24 protein-coding genes are annotated in these 26,737 nt (G+C 61.7%); 7 read left to right on the plus strand and 17 right to left on the minus strand.

The features are described 5' to 3' along the window. Nucleotides 1-456, minus strand: coding sequence for a (2Fe-2S)-binding protein (locus CT676_RS07140; protein ID WP_135214197.1), 456 nt, complete (start codon nt 454-456; stop codon nt 1-3). 237 nt (nt 457-693) lie between these two features. Here CT676_RS07140 and CT676_RS07145 point away from each other — a divergent pair, with 237 nt between their 5' ends. Both CT676_RS07145 and trpC read left to right on the plus strand, forming a co-directional pair. Continuing rightward, nucleotides 694-873, plus strand: a complete 180-nt coding sequence (locus tag CT676_RS07145) for a hypothetical protein (protein WP_135214198.1) — start codon at nt 694-696, stop codon at nt 871-873. 86 nt (nt 874-959) lie between these two features. Continuing rightward, nucleotides 960-1,808 (plus strand): indole-3-glycerol phosphate synthase TrpC, encoded by an 849-nt coding sequence (trpC, locus tag CT676_RS07150; RefSeq protein WP_063986175.1) that lies wholly within the window; start codon nt 960-962, stop codon nt 1,806-1,808. Between the two features lie 748 nt (nt 1,809-2,556). On the opposite strand, the gene CT676_RS07155 is transcribed toward trpC, so the two are convergent. Beyond that, nucleotides 2,557-2,946 (minus strand): hypothetical protein, encoded by a 390-nt coding sequence (locus CT676_RS07155; RefSeq protein ID WP_135214199.1) that lies wholly within the window; start codon nt 2,944-2,946, stop codon nt 2,557-2,559. A gap of 404 nt (nt 2,947-3,350) precedes the next feature. Here CT676_RS07155 and CT676_RS07160 point away from each other — a divergent pair, with 404 nt between their 5' ends. Together CT676_RS07160 and CT676_RS07165 are read left to right on the plus strand one after the other, a co-directional pair. Next, nucleotides 3,351-4,088: an ATP-binding protein gene (locus CT676_RS07160; protein ID WP_135214200.1), complete on the plus strand. Its 738-nt coding sequence runs from the start codon at nt 3,351-3,353 to the stop codon at nt 4,086-4,088. An 87-nt stretch (nt 4,089-4,175) separates the two neighbouring features. Continuing rightward, nucleotides 4,176-4,802: a response regulator transcription factor gene (locus tag CT676_RS07165; protein ID WP_135214201.1), complete on the plus strand. Its 627-nt coding sequence runs from the start codon at nt 4,176-4,178 to the stop codon at nt 4,800-4,802. A gap of 523 nt (nt 4,803-5,325) precedes the next feature. Here CT676_RS07165 and CT676_RS07170 read toward each other — a convergent pair. The 6 genes from CT676_RS07170 to CT676_RS07195 are packed head-to-tail and all read right to left on the minus strand — an operon-like array spanning nt 5,326 to nt 12,237. Beyond that, entirely contained in the window at nt 5,326-8,454 is a 3,129-nt protein-coding gene (locus tag CT676_RS07170) for a multidrug efflux RND transporter permease subunit (RefSeq protein ID WP_135214202.1), read from the minus strand. Then, nucleotides 8,451-9,695 (minus strand): efflux RND transporter periplasmic adaptor subunit, encoded by a 1,245-nt coding sequence (locus CT676_RS07175; RefSeq protein WP_063981769.1) that lies wholly within the window; start codon nt 9,693-9,695, stop codon nt 8,451-8,453. Before CT676_RS07175 ends, CT676_RS07170 begins: the two co-directional genes overlap by 4 nt. Before the next feature lie 35 nt (nt 9,696-9,730). Next, nucleotides 9,731-10,216 (minus strand): DUF992 domain-containing protein, encoded by a 486-nt coding sequence (locus CT676_RS07180; protein WP_071911293.1) that lies wholly within the window; start codon nt 10,214-10,216, stop codon nt 9,731-9,733. Continuing rightward, a complete protein-coding gene (locus CT676_RS07185) occupies nt 10,217-10,816 on the minus strand; it encodes a hypothetical protein (RefSeq protein WP_135214203.1) in 600 nt (199 codons plus the stop codon). After that, a complete protein-coding gene (locus CT676_RS07190; RefSeq protein ID WP_135214204.1) occupies nt 10,813-11,949 on the minus strand; it encodes an AI-2E family transporter in 1,137 nt (378 codons plus the stop codon). Before CT676_RS07190 ends, CT676_RS07185 begins: the two co-directional genes overlap by 4 nt. Before the next feature lie 51 nt (nt 11,950-12,000). Further along, on the minus strand, nt 12,001-12,237 hold the full coding sequence (locus CT676_RS07195; protein ID WP_135214205.1) for a hypothetical protein: 237 nt from the start codon (nt 12,235-12,237) through the stop codon (nt 12,001-12,003). A 670-nt stretch (nt 12,238-12,907) separates the two neighbouring features. On the opposite strand from CT676_RS07195, the gene CT676_RS07205 reads away from it, so the two are divergent. Then, nucleotides 12,908-13,618, plus strand: coding sequence for a Bax inhibitor-1/YccA family protein (locus CT676_RS07205; protein WP_063981774.1), 711 nt, complete (start codon nt 12,908-12,910; stop codon nt 13,616-13,618). A gap of 6 nt (nt 13,619-13,624) precedes the next feature. On the opposite strand, the gene CT676_RS07210 is transcribed toward CT676_RS07205, so the two are convergent. The 7 genes from CT676_RS07210 to CT676_RS07240 all read right to left on the minus strand — a co-directional run bounded on the left by CT676_RS07210 (nt 13,625) and on the right by CT676_RS07240 (nt 18,602). Further along, a complete protein-coding gene (locus CT676_RS07210) occupies nt 13,625-14,128 on the minus strand; it encodes a DUF1269 domain-containing protein (RefSeq protein WP_028152030.1) in 504 nt (167 codons plus the stop codon). Between the two features lie 187 nt (nt 14,129-14,315). Then, on the minus strand, nt 14,316-16,088 hold the full coding sequence (locus CT676_RS07215; protein ID WP_135214207.1) for a proton-conducting transporter membrane subunit: 1,773 nt from the start codon (nt 16,086-16,088) through the stop codon (nt 14,316-14,318). Beyond that, entirely contained in the window at nt 16,088-16,429 is a 342-nt protein-coding gene (locus CT676_RS07220; protein WP_135214208.1) for an NADH-quinone oxidoreductase subunit K, read from the minus strand. Before CT676_RS07220 ends, CT676_RS07215 begins: the two co-directional genes overlap by 1 nt. Further along, on the minus strand, nt 16,426-17,370 hold the full coding sequence (locus CT676_RS07225) for an MnhB domain-containing protein (protein WP_135214209.1): 945 nt from the start codon (nt 17,368-17,370) through the stop codon (nt 16,426-16,428). Before CT676_RS07225 ends, CT676_RS07220 begins: the two co-directional genes overlap by 4 nt. After that, on the minus strand, nt 17,367-17,660 hold the full coding sequence (locus CT676_RS07230) for a monovalent cation/H(+) antiporter subunit G (RefSeq protein WP_028152034.1): 294 nt from the start codon (nt 17,658-17,660) through the stop codon (nt 17,367-17,369). Before CT676_RS07230 ends, CT676_RS07225 begins: the two co-directional genes overlap by 4 nt. Further along, nucleotides 17,657-17,947: a monovalent cation/H+ antiporter complex subunit F gene (locus tag CT676_RS07235; protein WP_071911305.1), complete on the minus strand. Its 291-nt coding sequence runs from the start codon at nt 17,945-17,947 to the stop codon at nt 17,657-17,659. The genes CT676_RS07230 and CT676_RS07235 overlap by 4 nt, the downstream gene beginning before the upstream one ends. Further along, entirely contained in the window at nt 17,940-18,602 is a 663-nt protein-coding gene (locus CT676_RS07240; RefSeq protein ID WP_343287534.1) for a Na+/H+ antiporter subunit E, read from the minus strand. The genes CT676_RS07235 and CT676_RS07240 overlap by 8 nt, the downstream gene beginning before the upstream one ends. A gap of 219 nt (nt 18,603-18,821) precedes the next feature. Between CT676_RS07240 and CT676_RS07245 the strand changes: the two genes are divergently transcribed. Together CT676_RS07245 and CT676_RS07250 are read left to right on the plus strand one after the other, a co-directional pair. Further along, nucleotides 18,822-19,931, plus strand: a complete 1,110-nt coding sequence (locus CT676_RS07245) for an efflux RND transporter periplasmic adaptor subunit (protein WP_343287535.1) — start codon at nt 18,822-18,824, stop codon at nt 19,929-19,931. Beyond that, entirely contained in the window at nt 19,928-22,993 is a 3,066-nt protein-coding gene (locus tag CT676_RS07250) for an efflux RND transporter permease subunit (protein ID WP_135214211.1), read from the plus strand. The genes CT676_RS07245 and CT676_RS07250 overlap by 4 nt, the downstream gene beginning before the upstream one ends. Before the next feature lie 6 nt (nt 22,994-22,999). On the opposite strand, the gene CT676_RS07255 is transcribed toward CT676_RS07250, so the two are convergent. Continuing rightward, on the minus strand, nt 23,000-24,829 hold the full coding sequence (locus CT676_RS07255) for an SLC13 family permease (RefSeq protein WP_135214212.1): 1,830 nt from the start codon (nt 24,827-24,829) through the stop codon (nt 23,000-23,002). A gap of 52 nt (nt 24,830-24,881) precedes the next feature. Further along, nucleotides 24,882-26,711 (minus strand): SLC13 family permease, encoded by a 1,830-nt coding sequence (locus CT676_RS07260; protein WP_135214213.1) that lies wholly within the window; start codon nt 26,709-26,711, stop codon nt 24,882-24,884. Nucleotides 26,712-26,737: the final 26 nt, after the last annotated feature.

The raw sequence follows: 26,737 nt of genomic DNA on the forward strand, positions 1-26,737 counted from the left end.
TCAAACTCCAGCAGCCAGCCTGATCGCGGCGCGGATGCGCTGATAGGTGCCGCATCGGCAGACATTCCCCGACATGGCGGCGTTGATGTCGCCATCCGTCGGCTTCGGCATGTCTTTCAGGAGCGCCGCCGCCGACATGATCTGGCCGGATTGGCAGTAACCGCACTGCACCACCTGGAGCTCCAACCACGCCTTCTGTACGGCTGCGCCCTGCGGCGTCTGGCCGATCGCCTCGATCGTGGTGACCGCGCTGTCCCCAATGCTGTCGATCGTTGTCTGACAGGAGCGGACCGGCTGGCCGTCGACATGCACAGTGCAGGCGCCGCAGAGCGCCTGGCCGCAGCCGAACTTGGTTCCGGTCATGCCGAGCACATCGCGCAGCACCCACAGCAATGGAACGTCACCGTCGACATCGACTTCATGGGGTGTACCGTTGATTTTCAACGTGAATGCCATGCGTGCCTCCTAAGCGCGTTGGGTGAGGAGTGAGTGGACGAGCACCCACACATTGGTCGTCCTCGACAGGATCAAGTCGCCCGATGCGGCCTATTCCGGCAGATGTGACGGATTGAGGTTGCGCTGGGCGTTACTCGATGAAATCTTCGATAGCGACGCCCATTGATCGCAGCGCGGGGCGAAATCTTCCAATAGCCGGCATGTATGGTTTCCATAGCAGCGGGGAATGCTGCTGCGATGGTGCTGTCCGCCAAAGGCATCGCACTGCGCGGCGAGCGGGCGCGGGCTCATTCAGCTTCGACAATCGCTTCCAAGAACGAAAGTGACGCGCGCATTTGGCGCATTGATCGGCGGCGCGAGCGTTATAACGAGCTCGCGCATGCGCACCAACGCGAAGGGCTAATAAAGAGGAAGTGAGTAAGCGTCGATAATGATTGATTTGTACCGACCGCCGAAACAACGCAGATGGTCGAATGACAGGTAAGTCCACGAACAGGTCGATGATGTCAGACATCTTGAAGAAAATCGAAGCCTATAAGCGCGAGGAGATTGCCGCCTCCAAGCGTGCTCATTCCTTCGCGAGCATCGATGCACGCGCCAAGGCGGCGGCGCCACCGCGCGGCTTCGTCCGCGCGATCAAGGAAAAGCATGGCGGCGGTGACTATGCGCTGATTGCTGAGATCAAGAAGGCTTCGCCATCGAAGGGCCTCATCCGCGCCGATTTCGATCCGCCGGCCCTGGCAAAGGCTTACGAGGCCGGGGGCGCGGCCTGCCTCTCGGTGCTGACCGATACTCCGTCGTTCCAGGGGCATCTCGACTTCATGGTTGCGGCACGCGCGGCGACCAATCTGCCGGTGCTGCGCAAGGATTTCATGTTCGACACCTATCAGGTCGTCGAAGCCCGCGCTCACGGCGCCGACTGCATCCTGATCATCATGGCCGCTCTCGATGACGCTGCCGCCAAAGATATTGAGGACGCCGCCATCGCACTTCAGATGGATGTGCTGGTCGAGATCCACGACCGAGCCGAACTCGAGCGGGCGCTGAAACTCCGCTCGCCGATGGTCGGCGTCAACAATCGCAATCTCCGTACCTTCGAGACCACGCTCGCGACCAGCGAGGCGCTAGCGCCGCTTATCCCGGAGGAGCGGCTGATGGTCGGGGAAAGCGGCATCTTCACGCCGGACGATCTGACCAGGCTCGAGCGTGTGGGAATGTCGACCTTTCTGGTCGGCGAGAGCCTGATGCGCCAGCCCGATGTGACGGCGGCAACCCGCGCGCTGCTGGTGCGGGACACGCCGGCGACGGCGGCGGGAATACGTTCCAGCCGAGTCGCACCATCCTCTCAATAGGCGACTGCATCTGGGGGGCTGCTGTGGGTCCCCGACTTGAGCCTACCGTTCGACGAGCTGCCGGGTTCAGGCGGACGATCGGAGCGAATATCGCAGATTTGCGTCGTGTGTGGAAAGGCGGTAGCGGTCTCCTGACTCGAACCCCCGACGCTAGTCGTCGACGCACCTGCGTTAAGGCGGGTTACGCAGGGGCCGTTGTCGTTAGTAGTGCGACGAGTATGAGGGGCAGGTGGAGGCGCGAAGGCGGCTAATGACTCCATGCCTTCATAGTGCCGCGTAGCCACAGCGCCGAGACTTACCCGGTCAGCTGACCACCGATTGACCACCGAACCGCCCTGAACAAACAGCGATAAAGGTGGTCAACCAGGAGCGAAGTTCACTGTTTTTGTTGAACTTTTCGGTTGCTACTTACGTTCGGGACGCAAGGGGCGCGCGTGCTGACCGCGCGATCAAGCGATTTACATTTCGGCCATAACGTATTGATTTTGCTAGTGCTGTTTTGGTTGCCTTTTACAGCTAAGTGCCTGAAATCTCTTTTAGAGAATGAGACTCTTAATCAGCGGGTCCCAGGTTCGAGCCCTGGTGCGCCCACCATATCGAAAGCCCTATTGGCGCAGGGTTTTTCCATTTCAGGCGACAGAGCAAAGCGCGTATCGTGCGACGCTTTTGGTGGTCTGGCATCGTACCGTGCGTCGACTTGGCGATGTTCGCGAGATGTTCTTGCTGGTTCGCATCACCGTCGCGCTCGTCATCTCGCATGGTCTCCAGTATCGTCCATGACTTGTCGCACGCCCACAAGAGCGTCGCGTTTCGTCGCAGTTGTGACGTTTCGCTGGCCGACGTCGAGGATGTCCCTGGCGAGATAGGCGCACAAAAACGCTGCCAGCGCCGTGACTGACATGTAGACCGAGACTGGCCAGCTCGCGTCGCCACTCCACTGCACCAGCAGCGTCGAAATCAGTGGCGTAAAGCCGCCGACGACAGCACCGCTGACTTCTTTTGCGAAGACGAGACCAGTGTAGCGGATCCGCGTGTCGAACAGCTCCGAATAGAACGCCGCGATGGATCCGGAGATCGATGCGACGCCGAAAGACAAGCCGACGATGCCTCTGTTGATTTCCGAATTACGGAATTTCAAAGAGGTGGCCCGGGCGGAATATGGAAAGACGTCTTACCTAAACAGCGGCGGACTGTTCTGCGGCGCAACACCCTCGCCGGGGCCGCTCGATTGCTGTCGCCGCCGTCAAGCGGGCGATGACACAGCGCGCAGATTGACGGACGCGTCTTCATAATCGCGTTTTCGCCGACCCGCATGCTGCTCCTTACCTGCAGCTCCTTGATCTGAATCAGGGAGCATCGCGCCAAATTTGGGATGCTCGGCACACGACGGGGATTGGCTGCCTAGAGGATTTCTACGTAATGGCTTATACTGATTGCGTGGTCAGTGTGTCGCGGCGGTAGGCTAAATTTATCGGAGAGTTGTCTGCATATGCCAGGAAACTAGCGGTGCGAAAGTTAGCACTGCAGGAAGGCGAGTGTATCATGTCCCTTCAGGAGACACCGGTCGGCCGACATGTTCGAAATGCCTCCGGAGGATCGAGGCATGCGCGCAAGGCGAATTCCGAACGGCTCGCCCTGCAGGAAGAAGTTCATCATCAAATTGCTTCGGAGCTTCACGATTCAACGTGCCAGCATCTGGTGGCGGCAAGCCTCATTCTGATGCAAGTAAGGAGTGCGCTAGGCGATCCTCTGAAGGCGACGAAACATTGCGATCAGCTCGACATCTCGATCGATCGCGCTATGAAGGAATTGCGGTCTCTCACATATCTGCTTCACCCTCAGGACCTGTTTGAAGGAGGGCTCAGGACGACAATCGAGCAATTCGCAGAAGGGCTCGCAGCCCGAACGCCGCTGAATATTGAGGTCTCGATATCGTCCGCGGTCGACGGCCTGCCATACGGGGCGCAGCGAGCGTTGCTGAGAATTGTTCAGGAGGCCCTGACGAACGTTTACCGCCACGCCAAGGCGACACAGGTCGTCATAACTATCGGGATGAGGGACAGGAAGTTCAAGCTCGAGGTCCGAGACGACGGACAAGGCATGGTCGCTGCAGATGGCGCATGCCGCTTTCGTCCGTGGGCACTCGGAGCGGGAATCCGTATCATGCGAGCTCGATTGCAAGAGATGGGAGGGCAGCTTGAGATATTATCGGCACCCACAACGCTGCGGCGCGGTACCATCCTGCGCGCGACCTTTCCATGCGCTCTTGCGCGCGAGTGAGATGGCCCGGTTGGAGATGCTGCTCAAACGCAGCGCCCATAGCTCGTCCAGGTTCTCTTGCGACAAGATCATCGAGGCAGCCCTCTCATGAAACGAATTCTCATTGCTGATGATCATGATGCTGTTCGATCCGGGCTACGGGCGGTCCTCGAGCAGCGGCCGGGTTGGATGATTGTCGCCGAGGCGTCCGACGGAAGATCGGCATTTGAGGCCGCTCTCAAAGAGCGGCCTGATGTTGCGATCGTCGACTTCTTCATGCCGCGCATGACGGGACTGGAAATAACTCGAGGAATAAAAAAACATCTCCGCGAAACTGAGGTGCTGATCTTTACCGCGCACGAATCCGGAGTGCTGGCTCAAGAGGCGCTTCAGGCGGGTGCGCGCGCGTTCCTGGTCAAGTCGGACGCAAACAAGCTGCTGTTGGCTGCCGTTGAAGCGCTAATGGCACGTAAGCCATTCGTTGGCGGACGATTTTGGGGTCAGTCGGGTCGAGAAGACGAAGCTGGCGAGGGGCATGTGAAGCTGTCTCCGCGAGAGCGGCTCGTTGTCAAGCTCGTGGCCGAGGGGTACAGCAACAAGGGTATCAGCGCGATGCTGAGCTCAAGCGTGAAGACCACGGAGACGCATCGGGCGTCGGCCATGGGAAAACTGGGGGTCAATTCGATAGCTGGACTGGTCCGCTACGCGATCCGAGCTAAATTGATTGAAGAGTGAACGAAATCAGCGGCTGCCGGCCCGCCGCGCTTCGCAACCGATCGCGGCGGTGAAGCAGAGCTGATCGCTGCGGAAGCGCAGCTCTGCCCTTTCCCGTCCGCAAAGGGATCGCGGACGATCACCTCCACCGCCACCCGCAATGGCGGCGACCGCGATGCCACCAGCAAACCCAACGGCGCCTGCGCGGTCGCGGGCGCCCCCAACCGGGGCCATGCGGAGGACCCCACTGCGCCTGCGTCGCGATATCCGTGGTTATCGCGGCCCGTCCCAGATTTGCGGCGACCGGCATTGCCTCCGCTGACGCAATGAAACGAACGCCGATTGCGCCGACAGCTGCGGCGGCGACGGCGCCCTGCGCAAGACCAAGGAAGGCACGACGTGTGGGAGCGTTCATTGTTCTTCTCCTCTCTTCTTGTTACGCAGTTTCAAGCACGGACAACGGTAGCGGGGAACGGCAACGTCGGCATCCGTCGAAACCCTGAGCAACAGGCTCGGCGTATTCGCGCCGTCCTGGATACTCGGGTCATGTGGTTCGCGCCGGGACCGGTCGTGCCTTCGCGCGCTCGCGCAGGCGCTGAAACGTGACGTAGAGCATCGGCACCATAAAAATCCCGATTGAGCTTGCGGCGAGCATGCCGGCAAAGACAGCGGTCCCGACCGCCCTGCGGCTCAGCTCGGCGGCGCCGGTTGCGAGCACGAGCGGGAGGAGTCCGAGAATGAAGGCAACCGAGGTCATCATCACCGCGCGGAACCGCATATGCGCCCCCTGGATCGCGGCCTCCGCAAGCTCTGTGCCGGCTTCCCGTCGCTCCTTCGCGAATTCCACGATCAGGATGCCGTTCTTGGCGGCAAGCGCGATCAGCACCACGAGGCCAATCTGGCCGTACAGATCGAGATTGAGGCCGGCGATTTTAATACCGATATATGAGCCTAGAACGCCGACAACGACGGAGAGCAGCACCGGGATCGGGATCACCGTGCTCTCATACAGCGCCACCAGGAACAGATAGGCGAACAGCACGGCGAGCGCGAGCACCACACCGGTTTGTCCTGCTGCCTGTTGCTCCTGATAGGCGGTGCCGGTCCACTCGAAACTGTAACCTGCAGGCAGCACGTTGTTGGAGATCTCTGCCATCGCTGCCATCGCGGTGCCGGACGAGACGCCTGGCGCCGGGCTGCCGTTCACCGTCACTGAACGATAATTGTTGTAGCGGGTAATGACCTGAGGCCCGGTTACGATCTTGATGCCGGCGAGCGACCGCATCGGAACCATCTGACCCGTGCTATTGCGGACATAGATGCGCCAGATATCGGAAAGGTCGGCGCGATCGAGCGCCTCCCCCTGCACGTTGACCTGCCAGGTACGTCCATAGAGGTTGAAATTGTTGACGTAGATGCCGCCCAGCGTCGCCTGAAGGGCCGTGAAGATATCGCTGATGGTCACGCCAAGCGCCTGCGCCTTACGTCGATCGATGTCGAGATAGATCGATGGATTGGTCGCGGTGAAGGTCGAGAACACTCGCGTCAGCCGCGGATCGGCATTGGCCGCTCCGATCAACGCACCCGTGACACTGGAGATCGCGGCGGGGCTCTGTCCTTCCAGCGCCTGGAGCTGGTACTCGAACCCGCCTGAGGTGGAGAGTCCGATGATCGGCGGCATATTGAACGGCAGTACATTGGCCTGCCGGATTTGTGCGCCGGCTGCGTAAGTCTGCCGGATCAACGCCTGCACCGAATCCGCGGCCGCCTTGCGATCGGCAAACGGCTTGAGGCGCGTCACCACCAGCGCGCTGTTGGGCTCGGACGCCCCGTCAAGCAGGGAGAAACCGATGATGGCCAGAACATGGTCGACGGCCGGCATCGCCTTCAGGACGTCCTCGATCTGCTTGGTGACTTCACTGGTCCGCGCAACGGATGCACCGTCCGGCAACTGCACCGAAGTGAAGAAAGCGCCCTGGTCTTCCTCGGGGAGGAACCCTGTCGGCGTCAGGTGCGACATCCCGAAAATGCCGGCTGCGAACACGGCGACCAGGATGAGGGAGAGACTGGCCACGCGCAGCAGCCGTCGTACGCCGCTGCTATAGCGATCGCGGATCCAGTCAATGCCGCCAAGAACGTGGCCGATCATGCCGCGCCGGGGTCCAGTATGCCGCAGGAACAGCGCGCACAAGGCGGGCGACAAGGTCAGCGCATTCAGTGCTGAAATCATCATGGCGGCGCTGATCGTCACCGCAAATTGCCGAAACAGCGTGCCGGAAATGCCAGGAATGAAGGCGATCGGAACAAAGACGGAGAGCAGCACCAACGTGATCGCGATGATCGGTGCCGTGATCTGCGTCATCGCCTTCTTGCTTGCCTCGACTGGCGAAAGATCCGGTTCCTCCTCCATCACTCGCTCGACGTTCTCCACGACGACGATGGCGTCATCCACGACGATGCCGATGGCGAGCACCATCGCGAGCAGTGACACGGTATTCGCGGAATAGCCAAGCATCAGCAGCACCGCGAAGGTGCCGACCAGGCTGACCGGTACGGCAATGGCTGGTATCACCGTGGCCCGAAGATTACCGAGGAACAAATAAACCACGATCACGACCAGGACGAAGGCCTCTCCCAGTGTCCGCAGAACCTCCGAGATGGTGTCCCGTACGAAGCTCGTGGAATCGTACTGCACGAGATAGCTCAACCCCGTCGGGAATCGCTTCGATAGCCGCTGCATCGTCGCTGCGACCGCCTGCGCCGTCGTCACGGCATTGGCGCCCGGCGCCAGATAGATCGCGAGAGGCACCGCGGCGCGCCCGTCGATCCGCGCTTCGCTGTCGAGGTTCTGCGCGCCAATCTCGACCCGGGCGACGTCCTTGACGAGCAGCGTCGAACCATCCGGGTTGGCGCGCAGCACGATATTGGCGAACTGGTCGACCGTCGCGAGCCGTCCCAGGGTCTGGACGTTGAACTGGAATTGCTGGTCGTCGCTGATTGGACGCGCGCCGATGCGGCCGACCGGCGCCTGGACGCTTTGCGTTCGAATTGCCGCGATCACGTCCGAGGGCGTGAGATTGAGGCTGGTCAGCCGCTGCGTATCGAACCAAATCCGCATCGAGTAGTTCATCTTGGCGAACAGGTGAGCTTGGCCGACACCGGGCGTGCTGGAGATCGCATCGAGTATGTTGATGATCGCGTAGTTGGTGATGAACAGCGGATCTTGCTGACCGTCGGCACTGTAAAGCACCAGAAATTGCAGGATCGCCGACGATTTCTTTTGCACGGTCACGCCCTGCTGCTGCACCTCGGTGGGCAATTGTGACAGCGCGCTCTGCACCCGGTTGTTAACATTGACGGTGTTGATATCGGGATCGGTGCCAAGTGCAAATGACACCGTCAGGGTGTAGCTGCCGTCGTTGCCGCTCGTCGATTTCATATAGAGAGCTCGGTCGACGCCGATCACTTGCGCTTCGAGCGGTTGAGCGACGCTGGCCTCCACGACCTCGGCAGACGCGCCGGGAAAGGTCCCGGCAACCGTGACCTGCGGTGGCACAATGTCCGGAAATTGCGCCACCGGGATCCGTGTCAGCGCGAGCGCACCTGCAATGGTAATGATGAAGGCCACGACCATCGCAAGTCGCGGGCGATCGATGAACACGGCGGACATCATGGCTTTTTGTCCCCCGGGCGCGGATCAGTTGAACCGCCATGGTCTGGCTGCGAAGGCGCGTCGCCTGTGCCGGCCTTCATGCTCGACTGGATCAGCGCGCTCGCCGGGCCCGGAGAAACCGCCTGACCTGGACGAACTCTTTGCAGGCCTTCGACGATGACCTTGTCGCCCGCCGCGAGGCCGCTGATGACGGAGGCGATAGTGGGCGTCGATTGCCCCAGCTTGATGCGGCGTTGTTCGGCCTTATCGCCGGCGCCAACGGCGAGGACATAGTCACCCTGCTGGTCGGACAGCACCGCCGAACGCGGGACCGCCAGCACTTCGATGGGCTGGACACCTTCCAGCAAGACCGTGACGAACTCGCCGTCAGTCAGTTCGTGAACGGTTACGCCCGCGGCGGACGGCGCGCGCAGGATCGGGTTGGCGATCTCGCCGCGCACGGTGATCGTGTCCGTGTTCTGGGCGATGGTGTTGTCGACAAAATCCAGCTTGCCGGACTTGCCATACATGCGGCCATTGGGCAGCCGCAGCCGGATCACCACGGCTTCCAAGCCTCCCTGCGGACCATAGCGTTCGCGTAGTTCGAGCCCCTGGCGCAACGGCACCGGGAAGGTGACGTACATCGGATCCTGGCTGACGATCGTGGTCAGGACGCCCGAGCTGGGACCGACGACATTGCCTTCGGTCACGGCCGTACGTCCGATCTTGCCGTCGATCGGCGCGCTGATCATGGTGTAATCGAGGTTGATCTGTGACGCATCGACTTGTGCCTGCGCGGCCTGGACCTGGGCTTCCAGGCTGCGTTGGTTGGCGATCGCCGCGTCGTAGGTCGATTGCTGACCGGCCGGCCCGCTGAGCAGCGTACGCGCCCGGTCGGTCGTCAGCTTGGCGTTCTCGAGCATCGCTCGGAGCTGGGCCACCTGCGCCTGCTTTGACGCGAGATCGGCCTCGAACGGACCGCGCTCAAGCCGGTAAAGCGGATCGCCCTTCTTGAGCTCGGCGCCCTCGACGAACAACCGCTGCTCCAGGAATGCGGTGACGCGAGCCACGACATTGACGCGATTGACCGCCTCGATCCGCCCGAGAAATTCGTTGGTCTCGGTGATCGGTCGTCTGATCGCTTCCACGATGCCGACAGCGGGCGGAGGGCCTGCGGCTGGCTGTGTCCAGCCCGTGCCGCCAGCGATGAATGTCAGGAAACCCGCCGCCAGCATCCTGACCGAGACGTCCGCAAGGTCCATTTTCCGCTCCTTGCTCCGGGGGTCGGGACAAGCCGCTATCCCGGTCCGCGCGGGCCGAGTGTCAGGTTCGTAACGCCTGCCGCAAGGTTCAATCCGATCGATCGCTCGATCGACAGAGGCTGGAGCGTAATCGTCCGGCGAGAGCCTCCGATCAGAACGTTCGCTCCGAGACCGGGGCCGAACGCGACATTGCCGCTCGCCCCCACGTAGTTCCCGCGCAGCGTGCCGGGGCCGACGCGCGAGTTCCTGGCGAAGACGGCCCATGAGAGGGTTCCTGCGCTGGTCACGCCGATGTCGAGACCAACGCGCCTGATCCGTCCGTCGTAGACGTACTGCCGGGCCGGGCGTCTCGTGATGAATATACAACGAAGCTCCTGCGCGGAGCCAAGCACCAGCCCAACGCGCGGAGTGCTGGTGCATACGAGCCGGCCGACCCTGAAGGCCTCGGCGCGTGCGGGCAGGGCGTCGGCGCACATCAAGGCGGATCCAGAGATGATCGCAAGAAGCAGGTTAATGCGCATTCAGGCCTCCATTTGACTTCCGGTGTCGGTGGGCGAACTCCCTGGGCTGCGATCCTGGCGAAGCCAGAACGTGATGCCGAGGCCGATCAGCAGGACGGCGCCCAACAGGAAGAAGATGATGGATTGTTGTAACCAGGATATCGCCGGAACCGTGACGCCCATCGCAAGGCCGAGGAAGGCAATTTGCGGCGAAAGAAGACTGACGCCCGCGAGGAAGGTGCCGAGCGCAAGTAACGTGAGAAGGACGAGGCTGGTTGCCGGTGTCGGCAACAATTGCTGAACGCCTGACACCAGCATGATGTTCATCGTGACCAGGACGGCAACCCAGTGCAGCGCCTGGGTCCAGATCAGTCGCCACCGGGCCTCCTTGCCATCGATCTCCGGCCATTTGTTGATGACGCACACAACGCCGATGGCAAGCGCGAGAAATTCCCAATAGCCAACGAGAGGCTGGTGAGAGGCGTTGGTATAGGCGACGCCCGCCACGGCGAGCACCAGTGCGATGATGTAGGGAAGTTGCTGCCACAGAAAATGTGTCATCCGCGTGTGCGCCGGGGATGGCTCCATTCCATTGTTCTGCTCGGCTCGAATCTCGCTCATGGCGCTCCCATTTGCGATGGTCCCTTGTTGGACATCCGCCCGCTGTTATCGCCGAGGTAATCCTCGACGTAGAATCTAATGATCGCGACCCGGCCGACGGCGACCAGCGGCATGGCGAGTGCGATACCCATCACGCCTAGCATTGCGCCCAACAGTACGATCGCGACCAATGTCCATGCGGGAGGAATTTCGACCGCCTGGCGCTGGATCAACGGGCCTATCACATAGCCCTCGATCGATTGAATGATTGTGTAGATGACGACGGCCCAGATCAGCAGCGATGCGCCGAGCGGCATCGCGACGAGCGCGATCGGGATCGCGGCAAGGATGGGTCCCAGATACGGAACGAAGTTGGAAAGGCCCGCCTGCAGCCCAAGCACGAAGGGGCCGGGAAGCCCGATCAGATAGAGCGCGACCCACACGCACAGTGTCATTAGGATGATGCGGATCAGCTGTCCGACGAACCACAGCCGCAGGAAGTTTCCCATCTCGTTCATTACGGCGCGTGTTCGGGCGCGATAGGAAGGCTTCGCCAGCATCACCAGACTCTCGCGATGGCTGGTGGGATCAAAGGCGAAGAGGATACCGAGGAACGCGATCACCAGCACACCGGTCAGAAAGCTCGACGCTCTGCCAACGACGAGCTGGGCGTGGCTGAAGAACCGGCCTTGATCGGACAGCAGCCATTGCGCAAAATCGCGCCCCGATTCCGGACCAAGCAGATCGACGCCGTAGGTCAGAAGGCGTTGCTGCAAGACGTCGAACTGGGTGTCCATGACCTTCAGCAGGATGCGTGTTTGCTCCGGCAGCTTGCCGCCTCCCCAGACGAGGCCTAGTCCGACCAAGGTGGTGAGTAGCAGCAGCACGAATGTCAGCCGCCAGACACGATTGAGTGGAATTAGTAGCGCCAGTGCGCGTGCGGCGGCATCCAGAAAGGCAGCAAACAGTACGCCTGCGAAGATGATGAGAAGACTCGAGGCGGTTTGCCATACGAGGAAGAGAGCAACGCAAGTGGCGAGCAGGGCGAGACCCGTTGCGAGAAAGCCGCGCCGCCTGTCGGTCATGCCCTGGTCTGGAGGCTCACGGACCACGACCTCGCGCGGGTGCTCTTGTCCTGTCCTCACGTCGCTCATCGATCGGGTGTCTCGGCGGCGGATTGCAATGACGAACTGTCGCGCCGGGGCTCAGGTGCGAACACGGCGGCTGCCATAATGGGGATGCGAGCCGCCGCGATGACGCCAGTAGCGATGCTTGGTGGGGTTCGTATTCGTATTTGGCGCGGCGGTGCTTGGGGCAGGTGTCGTGACCTGCTTTGGCACGGATGCGGCCGGATCGGTCGTCTGCGCCTGGGAACTGGTCGACTGCGCGGTCGCAATCGATCCGGCAAGGATCAAGGCACCGCAAATGGTCAGGACATTCATGTTTGTCTCCAACTGACCCACAACAACATTTCAGATCGAGATAGCGCCGACGGCCAACGCATAGGCGCGGACGCGTGCGGCGAGCCCTCAACCCCGGAGATGAGGTGGGCGGAAGGGTCGAATTTGAACGGGGTAGGCCGGCCACCCTCGGTTACGAGACTAGAGGCAGCTTCTCGGTCGGCGCATCAGGGATTCTATGTAGAGGGCGAGGCAGGAAATCGGTCGACCGCCTCTAATGAGGACTTGCCGATCTGGGCGCGGCGGCCAGGGCGACCAGCACGAAGCTCGCGCGGAACAACTCGCCTGCCTTAGCGAGTTCAGTCGCGATATGCCTGGCGTGCAGAACGGCAGCGTCATGGTCGGCGCACTCGCATCCAATTCCGTCCGGACAAAGGCCGTTTTTGTCGACGATGTGAAAGAAGTAGCGCATGCGAACGGATTAGGCCGGTGCGTGACCAGCTTCCAGTGACAAAGGTGTAAGAGTCCAGGCAAAAAGGATGAGAAGCCAGGGGCAACCCTAGGTTACGTTTCGGTAAGTCGCTCTGGCGGATACGGGTATCCCGAGATAGGGTGATATATCTTCCGGCGCTCGGGTGATCATCCGATGTCCCCGCACGGGCCGGACCGCTAGCTTGGTTTGTTCATGTGAACCAATCCGAGGAGGCAAGCGATGTCGAACTATGATCCGAATCTGACTGCCTCAGGCACTGGTGGCGGCGCGCTAGCGATCGATCCCGGATTGCGCGCCTACATGCTGCGCATCTACAATTATATGGCCGCGGGCGTGGGCCTGACTGCAATTGTGGCGTGGCTGACGTATCAGCTCATGGGTCCCGCATTGCTTGAGAGCCCGTTGATGTGGGTTTTCATCCTGGCGCCACTCGGGCTGGTGTTCTTCATCGGGGCGCGCATCAATACGCTGTCGGTGGAAACGGCGCGCATTCTGTTCTTCGTCTATGCCGCGCTGGTCGGCGTCTCGCTCTCGACGCTGCTGCACATCTACACCAGCGCCTCGATCACGCGCGTGTTCTTCATCGCGGCCGCGATGTTCGGGGCACTCAGCGTCTTCGGCTACACCACGAGGCGCGACCTGTCCGCGGTCGGCAGCTTCCTGTTCATGGGCCTGATCGGCATCATCGTCGCAAGCCTGGTCAATATTTTCCTGAGGTCGACGGGGCTCGATTGGTTGATCTCGATCGTCGGCGTTGGCGTCTTTGCGGGACTCACGGCCTATGATACGCAGCGGATCAAGGCGATGTACGAGAGCAGGGACGATGCGACGACGGCAGGCCGCAAGTCGGTGATCGCGGCACTGTCGCTCTACCTCAACTTCCTCAATCTGTTCATGATGCTGCTGCGCCTGCTCGGCGGTAGGCGGTAGGCGGCTTCAGGCTGCCGGCCGCTCCGCCGCGCTGGCGAGCGCATCGCGCAGGATCTTTTCCTTGGTCTCGTCCAGGGACGTTTTCAACACGACTCCGCCGGCATCCTTGATTTCCTTCAATACCTTGTCTGCCGTCATGTTCTTGATCAGGACGAAGAGCGCGGCGTTGCCGGTGTGGAGCGAAGCGGACAGCTCCTTCATGAAGGAATCGTTGATGCCGAAATCGGACAAGGCGCCTCCAAGCGCGCCGGACGCAGCGCCGACCGCGACACCGATGATCGGATTGAGGAAGAGCACGCCGACCAGAAGTCCCCAGAAGCTGCCGGTAATCGCGCCCGTCGCCGTGGTGTTGACGAGCTGGTTGAGCTTGATGTTGCCGTTCTCGGCCTTGACGGCGATCACGGCGTCACTGATGGTGATCAAATATTCCTTTTGCAGTTTGAGCAGCCGAGTTCGGACTTCTTCGGCCTTTGCTTCGGTCGGGTATACGATCGCAACCAGATCAGACATGGAGACCTCCTGGGCATTCCCGCAGGGGCCGCGGGAAGACTGATGCCAACTGCATGGCGCGGAGACTAAACGGCGAATTGCAAGCTCGACATCCGAGAAAACCCTTGGGCGCGGGAGAGAATGTTCCGGATTATTAGAGCAGGGGAATCCCTCGGCCCGATCTGCGCGATCCGGCTGTTCTGAGTCTTCAATTTGCTGCGAACATCGACGCGGCGAGCAGCAGCGACACCAGGAGCAGGGAGATGCCCGCGGCGGACCATTGACGGAGAACTTCGTCGCCTCTTTCGATAAGGCTGCCGAATCTAAGACAGCCGCGCCGGAGCGGACCGACCACTCTCATGAGCGCTTTCCAGGCCGCGGATGAGCCCAGCGGGTGTGGCCACGGGCTGAGCAGGATCGCGAGCGCCGCCCCTGCCAGCACCGGCAGGAGCAATTTGGATAGCGCGTCGATGCCGAACAGCTTCGATGTCGCATCATACGGGACCGGCAAATACGAGTCCCAGGGCAGCAAGCCAAGGAACAAAGAACAGAGGGCCAAGGCAAGTGCAGCAAGGTCCCGGCTGAGCGGTGCTGGGCCGATGAGGGTAATCGGCTGGTCTGATGGCGCGAACGCATGGGACAGGACTAGTACGACATAGGCGGTCGTGAACATTCCGCCGGCCTGGAGCACGACGGCCCACCACCACTGCCCCGTCCTCGCCGTGTCCTGGAGCAATAACTCCTTCGCGAGTGACGCTCCGCTCGGTTGAACACCCATCAAGGCGATACCGCCAACCGCGAACGCCAGGACGCTCAAGGGCAGGGCCCGTGCGACACCTCGCAGCCCGGTGATGCGATCGTGGCCGAGCCCGGTGTAGATTGATCCGACGGCCATGAACATCGCCGCCTTGGCAGTCGCATGGGAAACTGCCTGCAACAGGCCGCCCGCCAGAGCCTGGTCACTTTCGAGCTTCCCGGACGCGCCGAACGCAAGAGGAAACATCAAGAAGAGATATCCAATCTGAGCCAGCGTCGAATATGCAATCAGGAGCTTGAGGCGCTCTTGCCGGAGAGCGACAACGCTTCCGAACACGATCGCTCCGGTTCCCAGCGCCGCGAGCAATTGTGCGGCAGCCAAGCCGGGCAAACCCGGCATGACGTCGAACCAGAGCCGCACAAGGATGAAGAACGATCCCTTCACGACCAAGGCGGACAGGATCGCGCTAGCTGCGGCCGGTGCGCCGGCGTGAGCGGGCGGCAGCCAGAGGTGCAACGGAAAGAGTGCAGTTTTTGCGAGGAGACCGGTCGTCATCAAGGCTGCCGCGATGAGCACGCCGGAGTCTGTGCTCACGCGATGCGACAACAACTCGATATCAAGGGTGCCGTAGAGACCATAGAGCAGCGCGGTGCCCATCAGGTAGAGGACCGAGCCGAGCAGTGCGAAGAGCAGATACCGCAACGCGGCCCGAAGCGTCTCCGCGCGACCGTCGAGAGAGACCAGAGGCACCGCGGCGAACGTCAGCAATTCCAGCGCAACATACAGCGTGAAGAGGTCTCCCGCGACGAAGATCGTGTTCAGCGCACCCCAGATTGCCAGAAGCAGGATCCAGAATGCGAAAGGTGCGCGCGCTTCGACAGATTGAGGACGAAAATCGGTTGCGGCAAAAATGGCGACCGCGCAGATCACGACCGCCGTCGTCGCGAGCATGACCGCCGACAATCCGTCCGCGCGGAGGGCTACGCCGAGCGGGGGTGGCCAGGCGCCGAGTAGGTAGGCGAGGTGGCCGTCGCTCCGCGGCAAGAGCACGAGAACGGCGACAGCAATCGCCAACCCGACCGGTACGACCGTGGAGGCAACCTGCCGGACGTAGCGCTCGCCGAGAGCAAACGCCAGCAAGACGCCCGCGACCGGCACGACGATCGACAGCACCAGCAGGAAGCCGCCGGCGGTGGTCACCAGCGCGGGGGCGGGGGGCAGCATCAGTGACCGGACGGATCGGAGCGCGGGCTCGCCGCCGCCCGATTGTTGAGCGTCGTGGAGCCTGCGATCTGAAAAAGCCGCAGCAACAAGGCGATCGCCAGAGCCGTTGCGGAAAACGCGACCACGACTCCTGTGATCACCAGGGCCTGCGGCACCGGGTCGTTGCCAAAGCCCGCTGCGGCGCCTCGTCGCCCGACGATGCCGAACAGAAGAAACACGCCGCTGCCGAGCAGATTGAATGCGATGATCTTGCGAAGCGGTTGCGGATTGGCAATCAGGCCGTAGAGCCCGAGCCCGACCGCCGCGGCGGCGCATAGTCCGAAAACCGTCACGGCGCTCATCGCTCAGCGCTCCTTTCAGGTGCACCGGCGAGCAGCAGGCCGAGCGTCGTCGCGATCGTCAGGAGCATCGCGACCTCAATGCTCAGAATTAGCGGCTTGGCGAACGCAACGGGATAGGCAAGGAACGCCGACCCAAAACAGAGCCCGCCAAGGCCGACGGCAAGGAAAAGGCCGGGGCCGCCCACCAGGATGAGACGTAGCCACCGACTGCGCACGGGCGGGGTATCCACCAACCCGGCCATGATCACCAGCAGCCACATCGATGCGAGAACCGCGCCGCCCTGAAATGCTCCGCCGGGGTGATCAGCGCCCGTCCACAGGATGTAAATGCCGACCACGATGCCGGCGGGTGGCAACAGGCGCGCAAGAAAGGCGAGGACACCATTTGGATCAGCCTGGTGGCGTGGTCCGGGACGACCGCCCCAGGCCTGGTCCGACGCAAGCGACCAGACACCGACGATGGCGAGCAGGAGCACTACCTTCTCGAGCATGGTGTCCATTCCGCGGAATGCCATGAGCACGTTGGTGACGGGGTTGGTCATTCCGGTCGCCCCGGCATTCGCGACGACGGCGGGCGCGAGCGTTGGCGCCGGTTCGGGCAGCTGCAGGATCGTGACGGCCAGCGCTGCCGCGATCGACGCGGACAGTATGGCCGCGCTCAAGCGCACGATCAGGCTGGGCCCTTCCGTTGTCGTCGCCTCGGTATCGCGCAGCCGGGCCGCCGCACCCAACAGCACGACGCCGCCCAGGCCTCCGCCAATTGCAGCCTCGGTCAGCGCGACATCGACGGCGTCAAGACGGACCCAGATCAGCGCAACCAGCAGTCCGTAGGCGATAAAACCGACCGTGGCCGAATAGGTGTCGGGGACAGCGATCGTCCAGATGGCGAGGCCCAGCACCACGGCGGCGAGCGCGATCTCGAACACTGTTGCGATGTTCATTTGCCTGACCCGCTCTGACGTGCCGTGCGCGCGATCAATTGGGAGACGGTGGCGCCAGCGAGCAGCACGAACATCCAGATGCTGATCAGCTTCAGCCCGTCACGCAGGCCTCCTGTTTGGGGGAGCAGCCCGAGCACGACGAAACCCAGGCCGAGGTTATCGGCCTTGCTGAGCGCGTGCAGACGGGTCAGGGTGTCGGGAAAGCGAAGAAGGCCGACGGTGCCGGCGAAAAAAAAGAATACGCCTGCCGAGACTCCCGCAACCGTGATGATGTCGCGTGCGACGCTCATCTGTCCTCCCCCGGATCAGCCCCATCGGTTTCGAGGCGGGAGAGCCCCTTCTTGACGAATGCGATGGATGCGAAAGTGGCGAGCAGTGCCAGTATCAATGCCACGTCGACGGCCGCCGGCACGCCCGTCACGGTTCCGAGCAGCAGCAAGACGGCAATGCCGGCAGTCCCGATCAGTTGCGCCGCCATCATCCGGTCGGCATCTGTCGGGCCACGCAAGATGGAGACCAGCCCGAGCCCCAGCATCGCCAGGATCAAGCCGACTGCGGCCGTGAGGAATTCAGTCATTGTAGAGGGCCCGAACCAACGCCGCTTCCTCCGCGGCAAGTTCGGCAACGACCGGTTGCTCGACGTCGAGACAGTGATAGACGAGCTGCCCGTTCTCCTCCCCGGTTGGCACTGTGCCAGGCAAAAGGCTGGTGAGTGTCGTGAACACGTTCCGTTGCATCCCGCGTGAGAGGCCGGTCGGATAGAACACAAATCCCGGCCGCAGCGGCAGCCGGGGATCGAGCGCGCGGCGTGCGACGTCTACGCCGGCGACCACCGATTGGTATAGGAAAAGCAGCGCCAGGCGGACCATGGCAGGAATTGACCGCCGGGATCTGCTCGGCTCCAGCAGGTGCAGGCTTATCCAGGTTGCTGCCGCGATTGCTGCCGCGGCGGCAGGAATATCTGTCGGATTGGCGCCGGCGAGCACGAGCCAGAGGCAAAGGAAAAATGCGGCTCTGAAAGTCGCAGTTCGCCACGATCCTCCAACCGCGACGACGGCACGCCCGTATCGATCACCTGAGGACCCTGTCATCCCGGTTTCCTCGGTTGCTCCCGGATTGTGTCGTCCGGGTCTGCCGTGCTCTGAGGAAGCGCGTTTGCGCGCCCCAGACGAGAATTCAAACGGCGGAGCCGCGGCAGGGGTCGTGACTGCTTCACCTGACGATTGCATCATGCGTCGTGGACGGAACCGGCGACATCGGGTGATTGCCTGATCATGTCTCAGGAATCTGCTGATGGCCGAGCACGGATTCCATCCGGCGCCACCGAGTAGATTTACCGATGTTGACGGCGGACTCCTTCGGCAAAAATGCGGATGTCGGTACCGGGGAAAATGCGACTGCGGACTGAGCAATCCTCCCGGCAAGATCTCACTCCCGGAACGGAACAGGTCATGTTCATGCACGGCAGCCGATCCGCGCCCCGAAACATCCTCACATCGACGCTGGTGACGGCGTTCTCGCTGATGCTGGCAGGATGTGGACGGGAAACCGAAACCAAGGACGCATCTCCGCCGCGGATCGTACGTACAGCGACCGTAGAAAAACGCAAGGTCACAACGCCGCTGACATTCTCCGGACGGGTCGAGGCAGAAGACGAGGTGAATGTCGCATTCCGGATCTCCGGACGATTGTTGAGTAATGACACCAAGATAGGCGACCGGGTCAAGGCCGGCCAGGTGCTGGCACGATTGGAGTCGCAGAATGAACTGAGCACGCTGCGGCAGGCGCAGGCCTCCCTTGCCGCCGCTCAGGGGCAATTGACCCAGGCGCGCAATCACTTCGATCGTCAGGAGACGCTGTTGGCGCAGGGGTGGACCACGCGCGTCAACTATGATGCCGCAACCCAGGCGCGGCAAACCGCGCAATCGCAAGTCGATGCGGCCGAAGCGCAACTGAGTTCTGCGCATGACCTCGTTGGTTTCACCGAACTCAAGGCTGATGCACCCGGTGTGATAACAGCCACAGGTCCGGTCGCCGGCGAGGTCGTCCAGGTCGGGCAGATGATCGCCAGGATCGCACGGCAGGACGGTCGCGATGCGATCTTCGATGTCCCCGCTCAATTGATCAGGTCGGCCTCCGCCGATCCAGAGATCACTGTCAGCTTGGCTGACGATCCGTCGATAACGGCGCAAGGGCGCATTCGCGAAGTCGCTGCACAGGCCAGTGCTGTGACCCGAACCTTCGAGGTCAAGGTCGGCCTGACGGATCCGCCAGCCGCGATGCGGTTGGGTGCGTCAGTGATAGGGCGAGTGAGTACCACTGCAGGGCCGATGATCGATATTCCATCTTCCGCGCTGACCAGGATGAACGAGCAGCCCGCCGTATGGGTCGTCGACCCGGCCACCGCCACGGTCGCGGTGCGCAATGTGGACGTGCTGCGATTCGATGAAGCGCAGGCCATCATTTCCCAGGGGCTCGACATCGGCGAAATAGTTGTCACCGCCGGCGTTCAGGCGTTGCATCCGGGTCAGAAGGTCCGGATTCTTGGATCCGAGCCATGAGCGGAATTAATCTTTCCGACTGGGCTCTGAAACACCGTTCGCTGGTCGTCTATATGATGATGATTGCGGTGGTCGGGGGAGCGCTGTCCTATTTCCGGTTGGGGCGCAACGAAGATCCCGCCTTCATCATCAAGACCATGGTCGTCCAGGCCGCGTGGCCCGGCGCAACTGTGGAAGAGACGATGAAGCAGGTGACTGAGCGCCTCGAACGTCACTTGCAGGAAACGCCGCATCTGGACTTCCTGCGGAGCTTCACAAGGGCCGGTGTCGCGACCGTCTTTGTAAATCTGAAGGGGAGCGCGAATGCGAAACAGGTGGCCGACACCTGGTACCACGTACGAAAGACGATCGGAGACATGCGCCATACACTACCCGCAGGCGTGATCGGGCCGGGGTTTAATGACGAATTCGGTGATACGTTCGGCATCATCTATGGCTTTACCAGTGACGGTTTCACTCAGCGCGAGTTGCGCGATCGGGTCGAGGACATCCGCTCAGAGCTGCTTCTCGTACCTGACGTGTCAAAGATTGAGCTTCTGGGCGAACAGGATGAAGTGATCTTCGTCGAGTTCTCCACGAAGGAGCTCGCGGCCCTCGGAATTGATCGGTCCGCTCTTATTGCGGCGCTCCAGTCGCAAAACATCGTGCGTCCGGCGGGAACGATTCAGACAGGCTTGGAAAGCATCTCGATTCGGGTATCAGGCAGCTTCCAATCGGAGCAGGACATCGCCAACATCAATTTTTCCGCCGGCGGCCGCATGCTTCGCCTGAGCGATATTGCGCAGGTGCGACGCGGCTACACGGATCCGCCCCAGCCGATGTTTCGGATCAATGGCAAGCCGGCAATAGGCCTCGCAATCGCCATGCGGGATGGCGGCGACATTCTCGCGCTCGGCGCCAATATCAGAAAGGCAATGGCGCAAATCACCGCGGATCTCCCCATTGGAATCGAGCCCAGCCTGGTCGCGGACCAGCCCGTTGTCGTCGACCAGGCGATCCGCGAGTTTACGGTCTCGCTGATGCAGGCGATCGGCATCATCATGGTGGTGAGTTTCATCAGCCTGGGTGTACGACCCGGCCTGATCATCGCGCTGGCCATACCGTTCACGCTGGCGATCGTGTTTCCGATCATGGGACTTCTCAGCATCGATATGCAGCGAATATCGCTTGGCGCGCTCATCATTGCGCTCGCATTGCTGGTCGACGATGCGATGACCACGACCGATGCGACGCTCAGTCGGCTCGCAGAGGGCGCCAGTAAGATCGAGGCGGCAACTTTCGCATACCGGACCCATGCAATGGCGATGCTCGCGGGCACGCTGGTGACGATAGCGGGCTTTATACCGGTCGGCTTTGCCGCGAGTTCCGCCGGTGAATACACGTTCTCGCTCTTCGCCGTGGTCACGATCGCACTGCTGGTTTCCTGGTTCGTTGCGGTCATTTTCACGCCACTGCTCGGAGCAGCGATCCTTGTTCCACCGAAGCAGACAAGTACGGCGGATCCGGGCAGGATCTTCCGCATGTATCGGAGTTTCCTGACTTTCGCGATGCGCGCGAAATGGCTGACGATCGCGATCTCCTTGGCGCTCTTCGTCTGTTCGGTGCTTGCGCTGCCGCTCATCCCGCGACAATTCTTTCCATCGTCGGACCGTCCCGAATTGCTCGTGGACCTGAGCTTGCCGCAGAACTCGTCAATCCACGCGAGCGAGGCTGCGGCAAAGCGCCTGGATGCTGCCCTTTCGACCGATGCCGATGTGGCGCGGTGGAGCACCTATGTCGGGCGCGGCGCCATCCGCTTCTATTTGCCCCTTAATGTTCAGCTCCCGAACGATTTCTTCACGCAGGCCGTGGTGATCGCCAAGGATGTCGCTGCACGCGAGCGCCTGCATTCCAAGCTCGAAAAGCTGCTCGCGCAGGAGTTTCCTAACGCGATTGCGTTCGTTTCTCCGCTTGAGCTCGGACCGCCGGTTGGATGGCCGGTGCAGTATCGGGTCAGTGGGCCCGACGTGGAACGGGTGCGCGAAATCGCGCTCAAAGTCGGACAGATCGTAGCCTCCAGTCCGGACACCAAGCAGGTGAATTTCGATTGGATGGAACCCAATCGCCAAGTGCGTATTCGCGTGGACCAGAACGAGGCTCGCCTTCTCGGCCTCAGTTCGCAAGCGATCGCGACAGTCCTGAATACGGTCATATCCGGCACACCCATTACCCAGGTTCGCGACGATATCTATCTGGTCAATGTGGTGGCGCGCGCGACCAACGAGCAGAGGGGCTCGCTGGACGGTCTGCGCAACTTGCAGGTGGCGCTGCCGGGTGGGCAGACTGTTCCTCTCAGCCAGTTCGCCTCCTTCGAATATGACCAGGAGTTTCCGCTCGTCTGGCGGCGCGACCGCATTCCGACCCTGACGGTTCAGGCTGCCATTGCCGGCGACAAGCTGCCGGAGAGCGTGGTTACGTCGCTCTCGATGGCGATCGAGAACTTCAGAAAGAGCCTTCCTTCGGGGTACAGCGTCGTCGTGGGTGGCACCGTGGAGGAAAGTCAGAAGTCGCAGGCGTCTGTGCTGGCAGTGGTGCCGGTGATGCTGTTCGTCATGTTTACCGTCCTCATGGTGCAGCTCCAGAGCTTTCCGAGACTGTTCATGGTGCTCAGCGTGGCGCCGCTCGGCCTTATCGGCGTGGTTGCAGCGTTGATGCTGTCCGGCAGGCCCCTGGGTTTTGTCGCCATTCTCGGCGTGCTCGCGCTGCTGGGCATGATCAGCAAGAACGCGGTCATTCTGATCGGTCAGATCGACGCCGAACGCGCTTTGGGCAAGACGGCCTGGGACGCTGCGGTGGATGCCAGCAGTTCCCGTTTTCGGCCGATCATGTTGACGGCCGTATCGACTGTTCTCGGGATGATTCCAATCGCGCCAACAGTATTCTGGGGACCGATGGCATTCGCGATCATGGGCGGACTCCTGGTCGCCACCGTTCTGACGCTGGTCTTCCTGCCGACGCTGTATGTAGCCTGGTTTGCGCGGGACGAGAAAGAGCAACCGTCCGCGGGATCGCGCCCGGCCTGACGGCCGCTAAAATCGGAGCAGCCAAGGCACCAGCGCCAGGGTCGTTACCATCACGACGACGGTAAAAGGGACACCAATCTTCAAGAAATCGCCGAAACCGTAATTGCCCGGTCCGACCACCAAGGTGTTCACCGGCGAAGACACAGGCGTCATGAAGGCGGCCGAGGCTGCGATGGCGATAGTCATCGCGAAGGGATACGGCGAGGCGCCGATGTCCTTCGCGACGGCGAGCGCTACTGGCGCCATGAGCACCGCGGTTGCCGTATTCGAGATGAACAGGCCAAGGGCAGCCGTGATCACGAAGAGCAGCGCCAACAGGACTCGCGGTGATGCCTCGCCCGCAAGATGCGTCACCGCGTCGGCGGCGAGATCGACGCCACCGGTTCGTTGCAGCGCCAGCGAAAAGGGCAGCATGCCGACAATAAGAACCAGGCTCTTCCAATTGATCGAGGCATAGGCACTGTTGAAATCCACGCAGCCCAGCAACCCCATCAGCAAGCAGCCGATCAGAACCGCGTGCACGTTCGGCACCACACCGCTGACCATCATACCGACCGTCAAAGCCAGCACCGCCAGAGCCTGAGGTGCGAGGTTCGCGGCCGGCAGAACCTCTTTGTGCTCGGTCGGTAGGTTCAGGACGACAAGATCCGAGAATTCGGATTGCAGCTTGCGGATGTCAGACCAGAAGCCGGTCAGCAGAAGGGTGTCACCGACCTTCAAGGTCTCATCGAGCAGCCCCTGGCTCACGACCTCGCGACCGTGCCGCAACCCCAGCACCGTCAAACCCATTTCGCTGCGCACCCGCGCTTGCAAAATGCTCTGGCCAATCAGCTTGGACTCCGCCGGGACGATGACTTCGACCATGCCGATCTCCTGCGAACGATCGGTGAAGTAGCCGCAATCGCCCAAAGGGAGCTTTTCGACCATATAGTCATTCAGCATCCGGTTGGTTTCGGCAGGGGACGCGATGACGTCGAGCAGCAAGATCTGCCCCGCGGCGAGCTCGGTCCTTGCGTTCGGGCGGATCGCCTCGGACCCGAAGCGGCCGGGAAGCTCGATGGCGAGCAGATTTACGCCACTGTTCCGGAGCGGGAGTTCTTCCAGGCGCTTGCCGACCAGCGGCGAGTCAGTCAGCACGCGTACGCGCAAGGCGCGATCGGTGAGGCCATACTGCGTTACCCAATCAAGCAAGTTCGGCTGACGGCGCTCGCCGTCCACACGCTTGGCGGAGACGGGCAGAAACCGCCGCGCGAACAGCATATAGGCAATGCCGAGCGCCAGGAATGTGAGCCCAAAGGGCGTGAAGCTGAAAAAGCCGAAGCCTGCCGCACCCTGGCGGATCAGCTCGGCGTTGACCACGAGATTCGGCGCCGTCGCAACGAGGGTGAGCATGCCGCTGATCAGGGCCGCAAAGCTCAAGGGCATCATCAGCTGGCTCGGCGCGGCACCCGTGTTCTGACAGATGCGCAGCACTACCGGGATGAAGATGGCCACCACGGCCGTCGAACTCATGAATGCACCGAGCCCGCTGACCGCGAGCATCAGCAGCACCAGCATGCGCGTCTCGCTACTGCCGGCAGTCGCATTCAGCCAGTCGCCGAGGCGACGCGCCACGCCGGTGCGCACCAGCCCTTCTCCGATCACGAAGAGGCCCGCGATCAGCACGATGCTGGGATCACTGAACCCCGCCAGCGCCTCGTTGATGGTAATCACTCCAGTAAATGGCATGATCACGATCATCAGCAGCGCGACCGCATCCATGCGCGGGCGATTGGCCATAAACATCACGATCGCGGCCGCAAGCAGCAGAAGAACCAAAGCAAGATTGGTGTTCATACGGAAATACCCGGTCGGTTAAGACGCAAACCAATCATCCTGCGCAAACTGCTCATCCTGCGAATGGCCAGAAGATGGGCACGAGAAACGTGCCTACCAGGAAGAACCAGAGCAGCAACGGTAGACCCATCCTCCAGAAATCGCCAAATCGATAGCCGCCGGGGCCCTGCACCATGAGGCTCGCTGAGGCGGCGATTGGCGTAAGGAAGGAAGCGGCCGCAGCCACCGCCACAGTCACCAGCCCGGTGCGCGGCGAGACACCGACGGCTTCCGCGGAGGCAATCGCTATCGGAATGACGATGAGTGTCGTCGCCGTGCTGCTGATCAACTGGCCGATTAGCGCCGTGAGCAAAAACAGCCCCGCCAGCAGCGCGTACGGGCTCGCATTGCCGACAATGGCAACGAGTGTATCTGCGATGAGATAGGCTGCACCCGTCTTGTACATGGCGGTCGAGAGCGGGATCAGCGAAGCGACCATGATCAGCACGTTCCAGTTGATCGCCCGATAGGCTCGTTCGATCTTGAGTACGCGCAACAGGATCACCGCGCAGGCCGCCGCCAATCCAGCGACGACTCTTGGCACGACGCCCGTCGCTAGCAGCGTAACCATGACAGCGAGAATGACAATGGCGCGTATGGAGCCGGTGCCCAGGGGCCTGGCCTGGCTGCGGATCATGTCAGGGGCAGCAACGACGAGCACGTTGGGATCTCGCCCGTACTCCTCAAGCGCTTCCCAACGGCCTTGCAGCAACAGCGTGTCACCCGCCGCAAGAACGGTTTCGCCCGGTCCGAGATTCTCGCCGCCGCGTTGAACGCCCAGGATAATCAGATCGCCACTTTCGGTGACCATGCCGGGGAAGACGGTCTCACCGATCAGACGAGAGCGGGGCGGCAGCACCACCTCGGAAAAGCCATGGCTATCGTTGAACAGTGCCTCCCGCATTTTGCCGATCGTCTCCTGGCAGGGCGTCAGGCCATGCTGCTCGGCGAAGGCGTCCATTGCCGCCTGTTCACCGCGCATGATGAGTCGATCGCCCTCGACGAGGGAATGCTGCCACGAGATGCTGTTCTGGCGGCGCGGCTGAATAGCGATGAAGCTGAGCTCCGGGTGGTTCTCGCGCTCGAGCCGCGATTCCAGCACTGCCTGCAACGTGCCGAGATAGGGCGAGGCGGCAGTGATCTCAAGCTGGTACACCCGGTCAAACAGCTTATATTGCTCGGTCAGCATGCGCGAATGATGGCTCAGATCCTCGGGCATCTCCCGGCTGGGGCGCACCGGCAGCAGCCTCTCGCCGAAAAGAACTACAATGGCCACGGTACCGGCCAGGAGTGGTACGCCGATCACCGTCATCTCGAAAAAGCCGAAGGGCGCGAGGCCGACATCGCTTGCCGCGTCGGAAAGCAGCACGTTCACAAGGCTTCCGGTCAGTACCAGCATCGAACCCGAATAGGAGGCGAAGGCGAGAGGCATCATGAGTTGCGCAGGCGGACGCTTGAGCCGGACGGAGACGATCACCAGCACGGGCAGCAGGGCAGCCACTGCGCCACCCGAGCCGATCAGCGCCGTGAGAAAGGCCACGAGCAACATCGACAGCACCAACAGGCGTGTCCGGCTTTCGCCGGCGTAACGGATCAGCACCTGGCCTGCCCACGTGGTGACGCCGGACGAATCCAGGCTGGCACTCACCACGAAGAGCGAAGCAATGAAGAGTATCGTGGTGTCGCCGAAGCCTGCCAGCGCCTCGGAGAGCTCCAGAATGCCGGTCGCGTAAAGCACGAGTGTCGCACTTAGCGCCACGACCGCGACCGGCACCCGGTTCGAGACGAACAGCAGCACCATCGTGGCGATGATGGCGAAGGTAATGAGTATATGCGGCGTCATCGCACCTCGCGAGGGCGGTCTGGCCT

It is taken from the genome of Bradyrhizobium sp. MOS001 (assembly GCF_004634465.1).
Classification (GTDB): domain Bacteria; phylum Pseudomonadota; class Alphaproteobacteria; order Rhizobiales; family Xanthobacteraceae; genus Bradyrhizobium; species Bradyrhizobium barranii.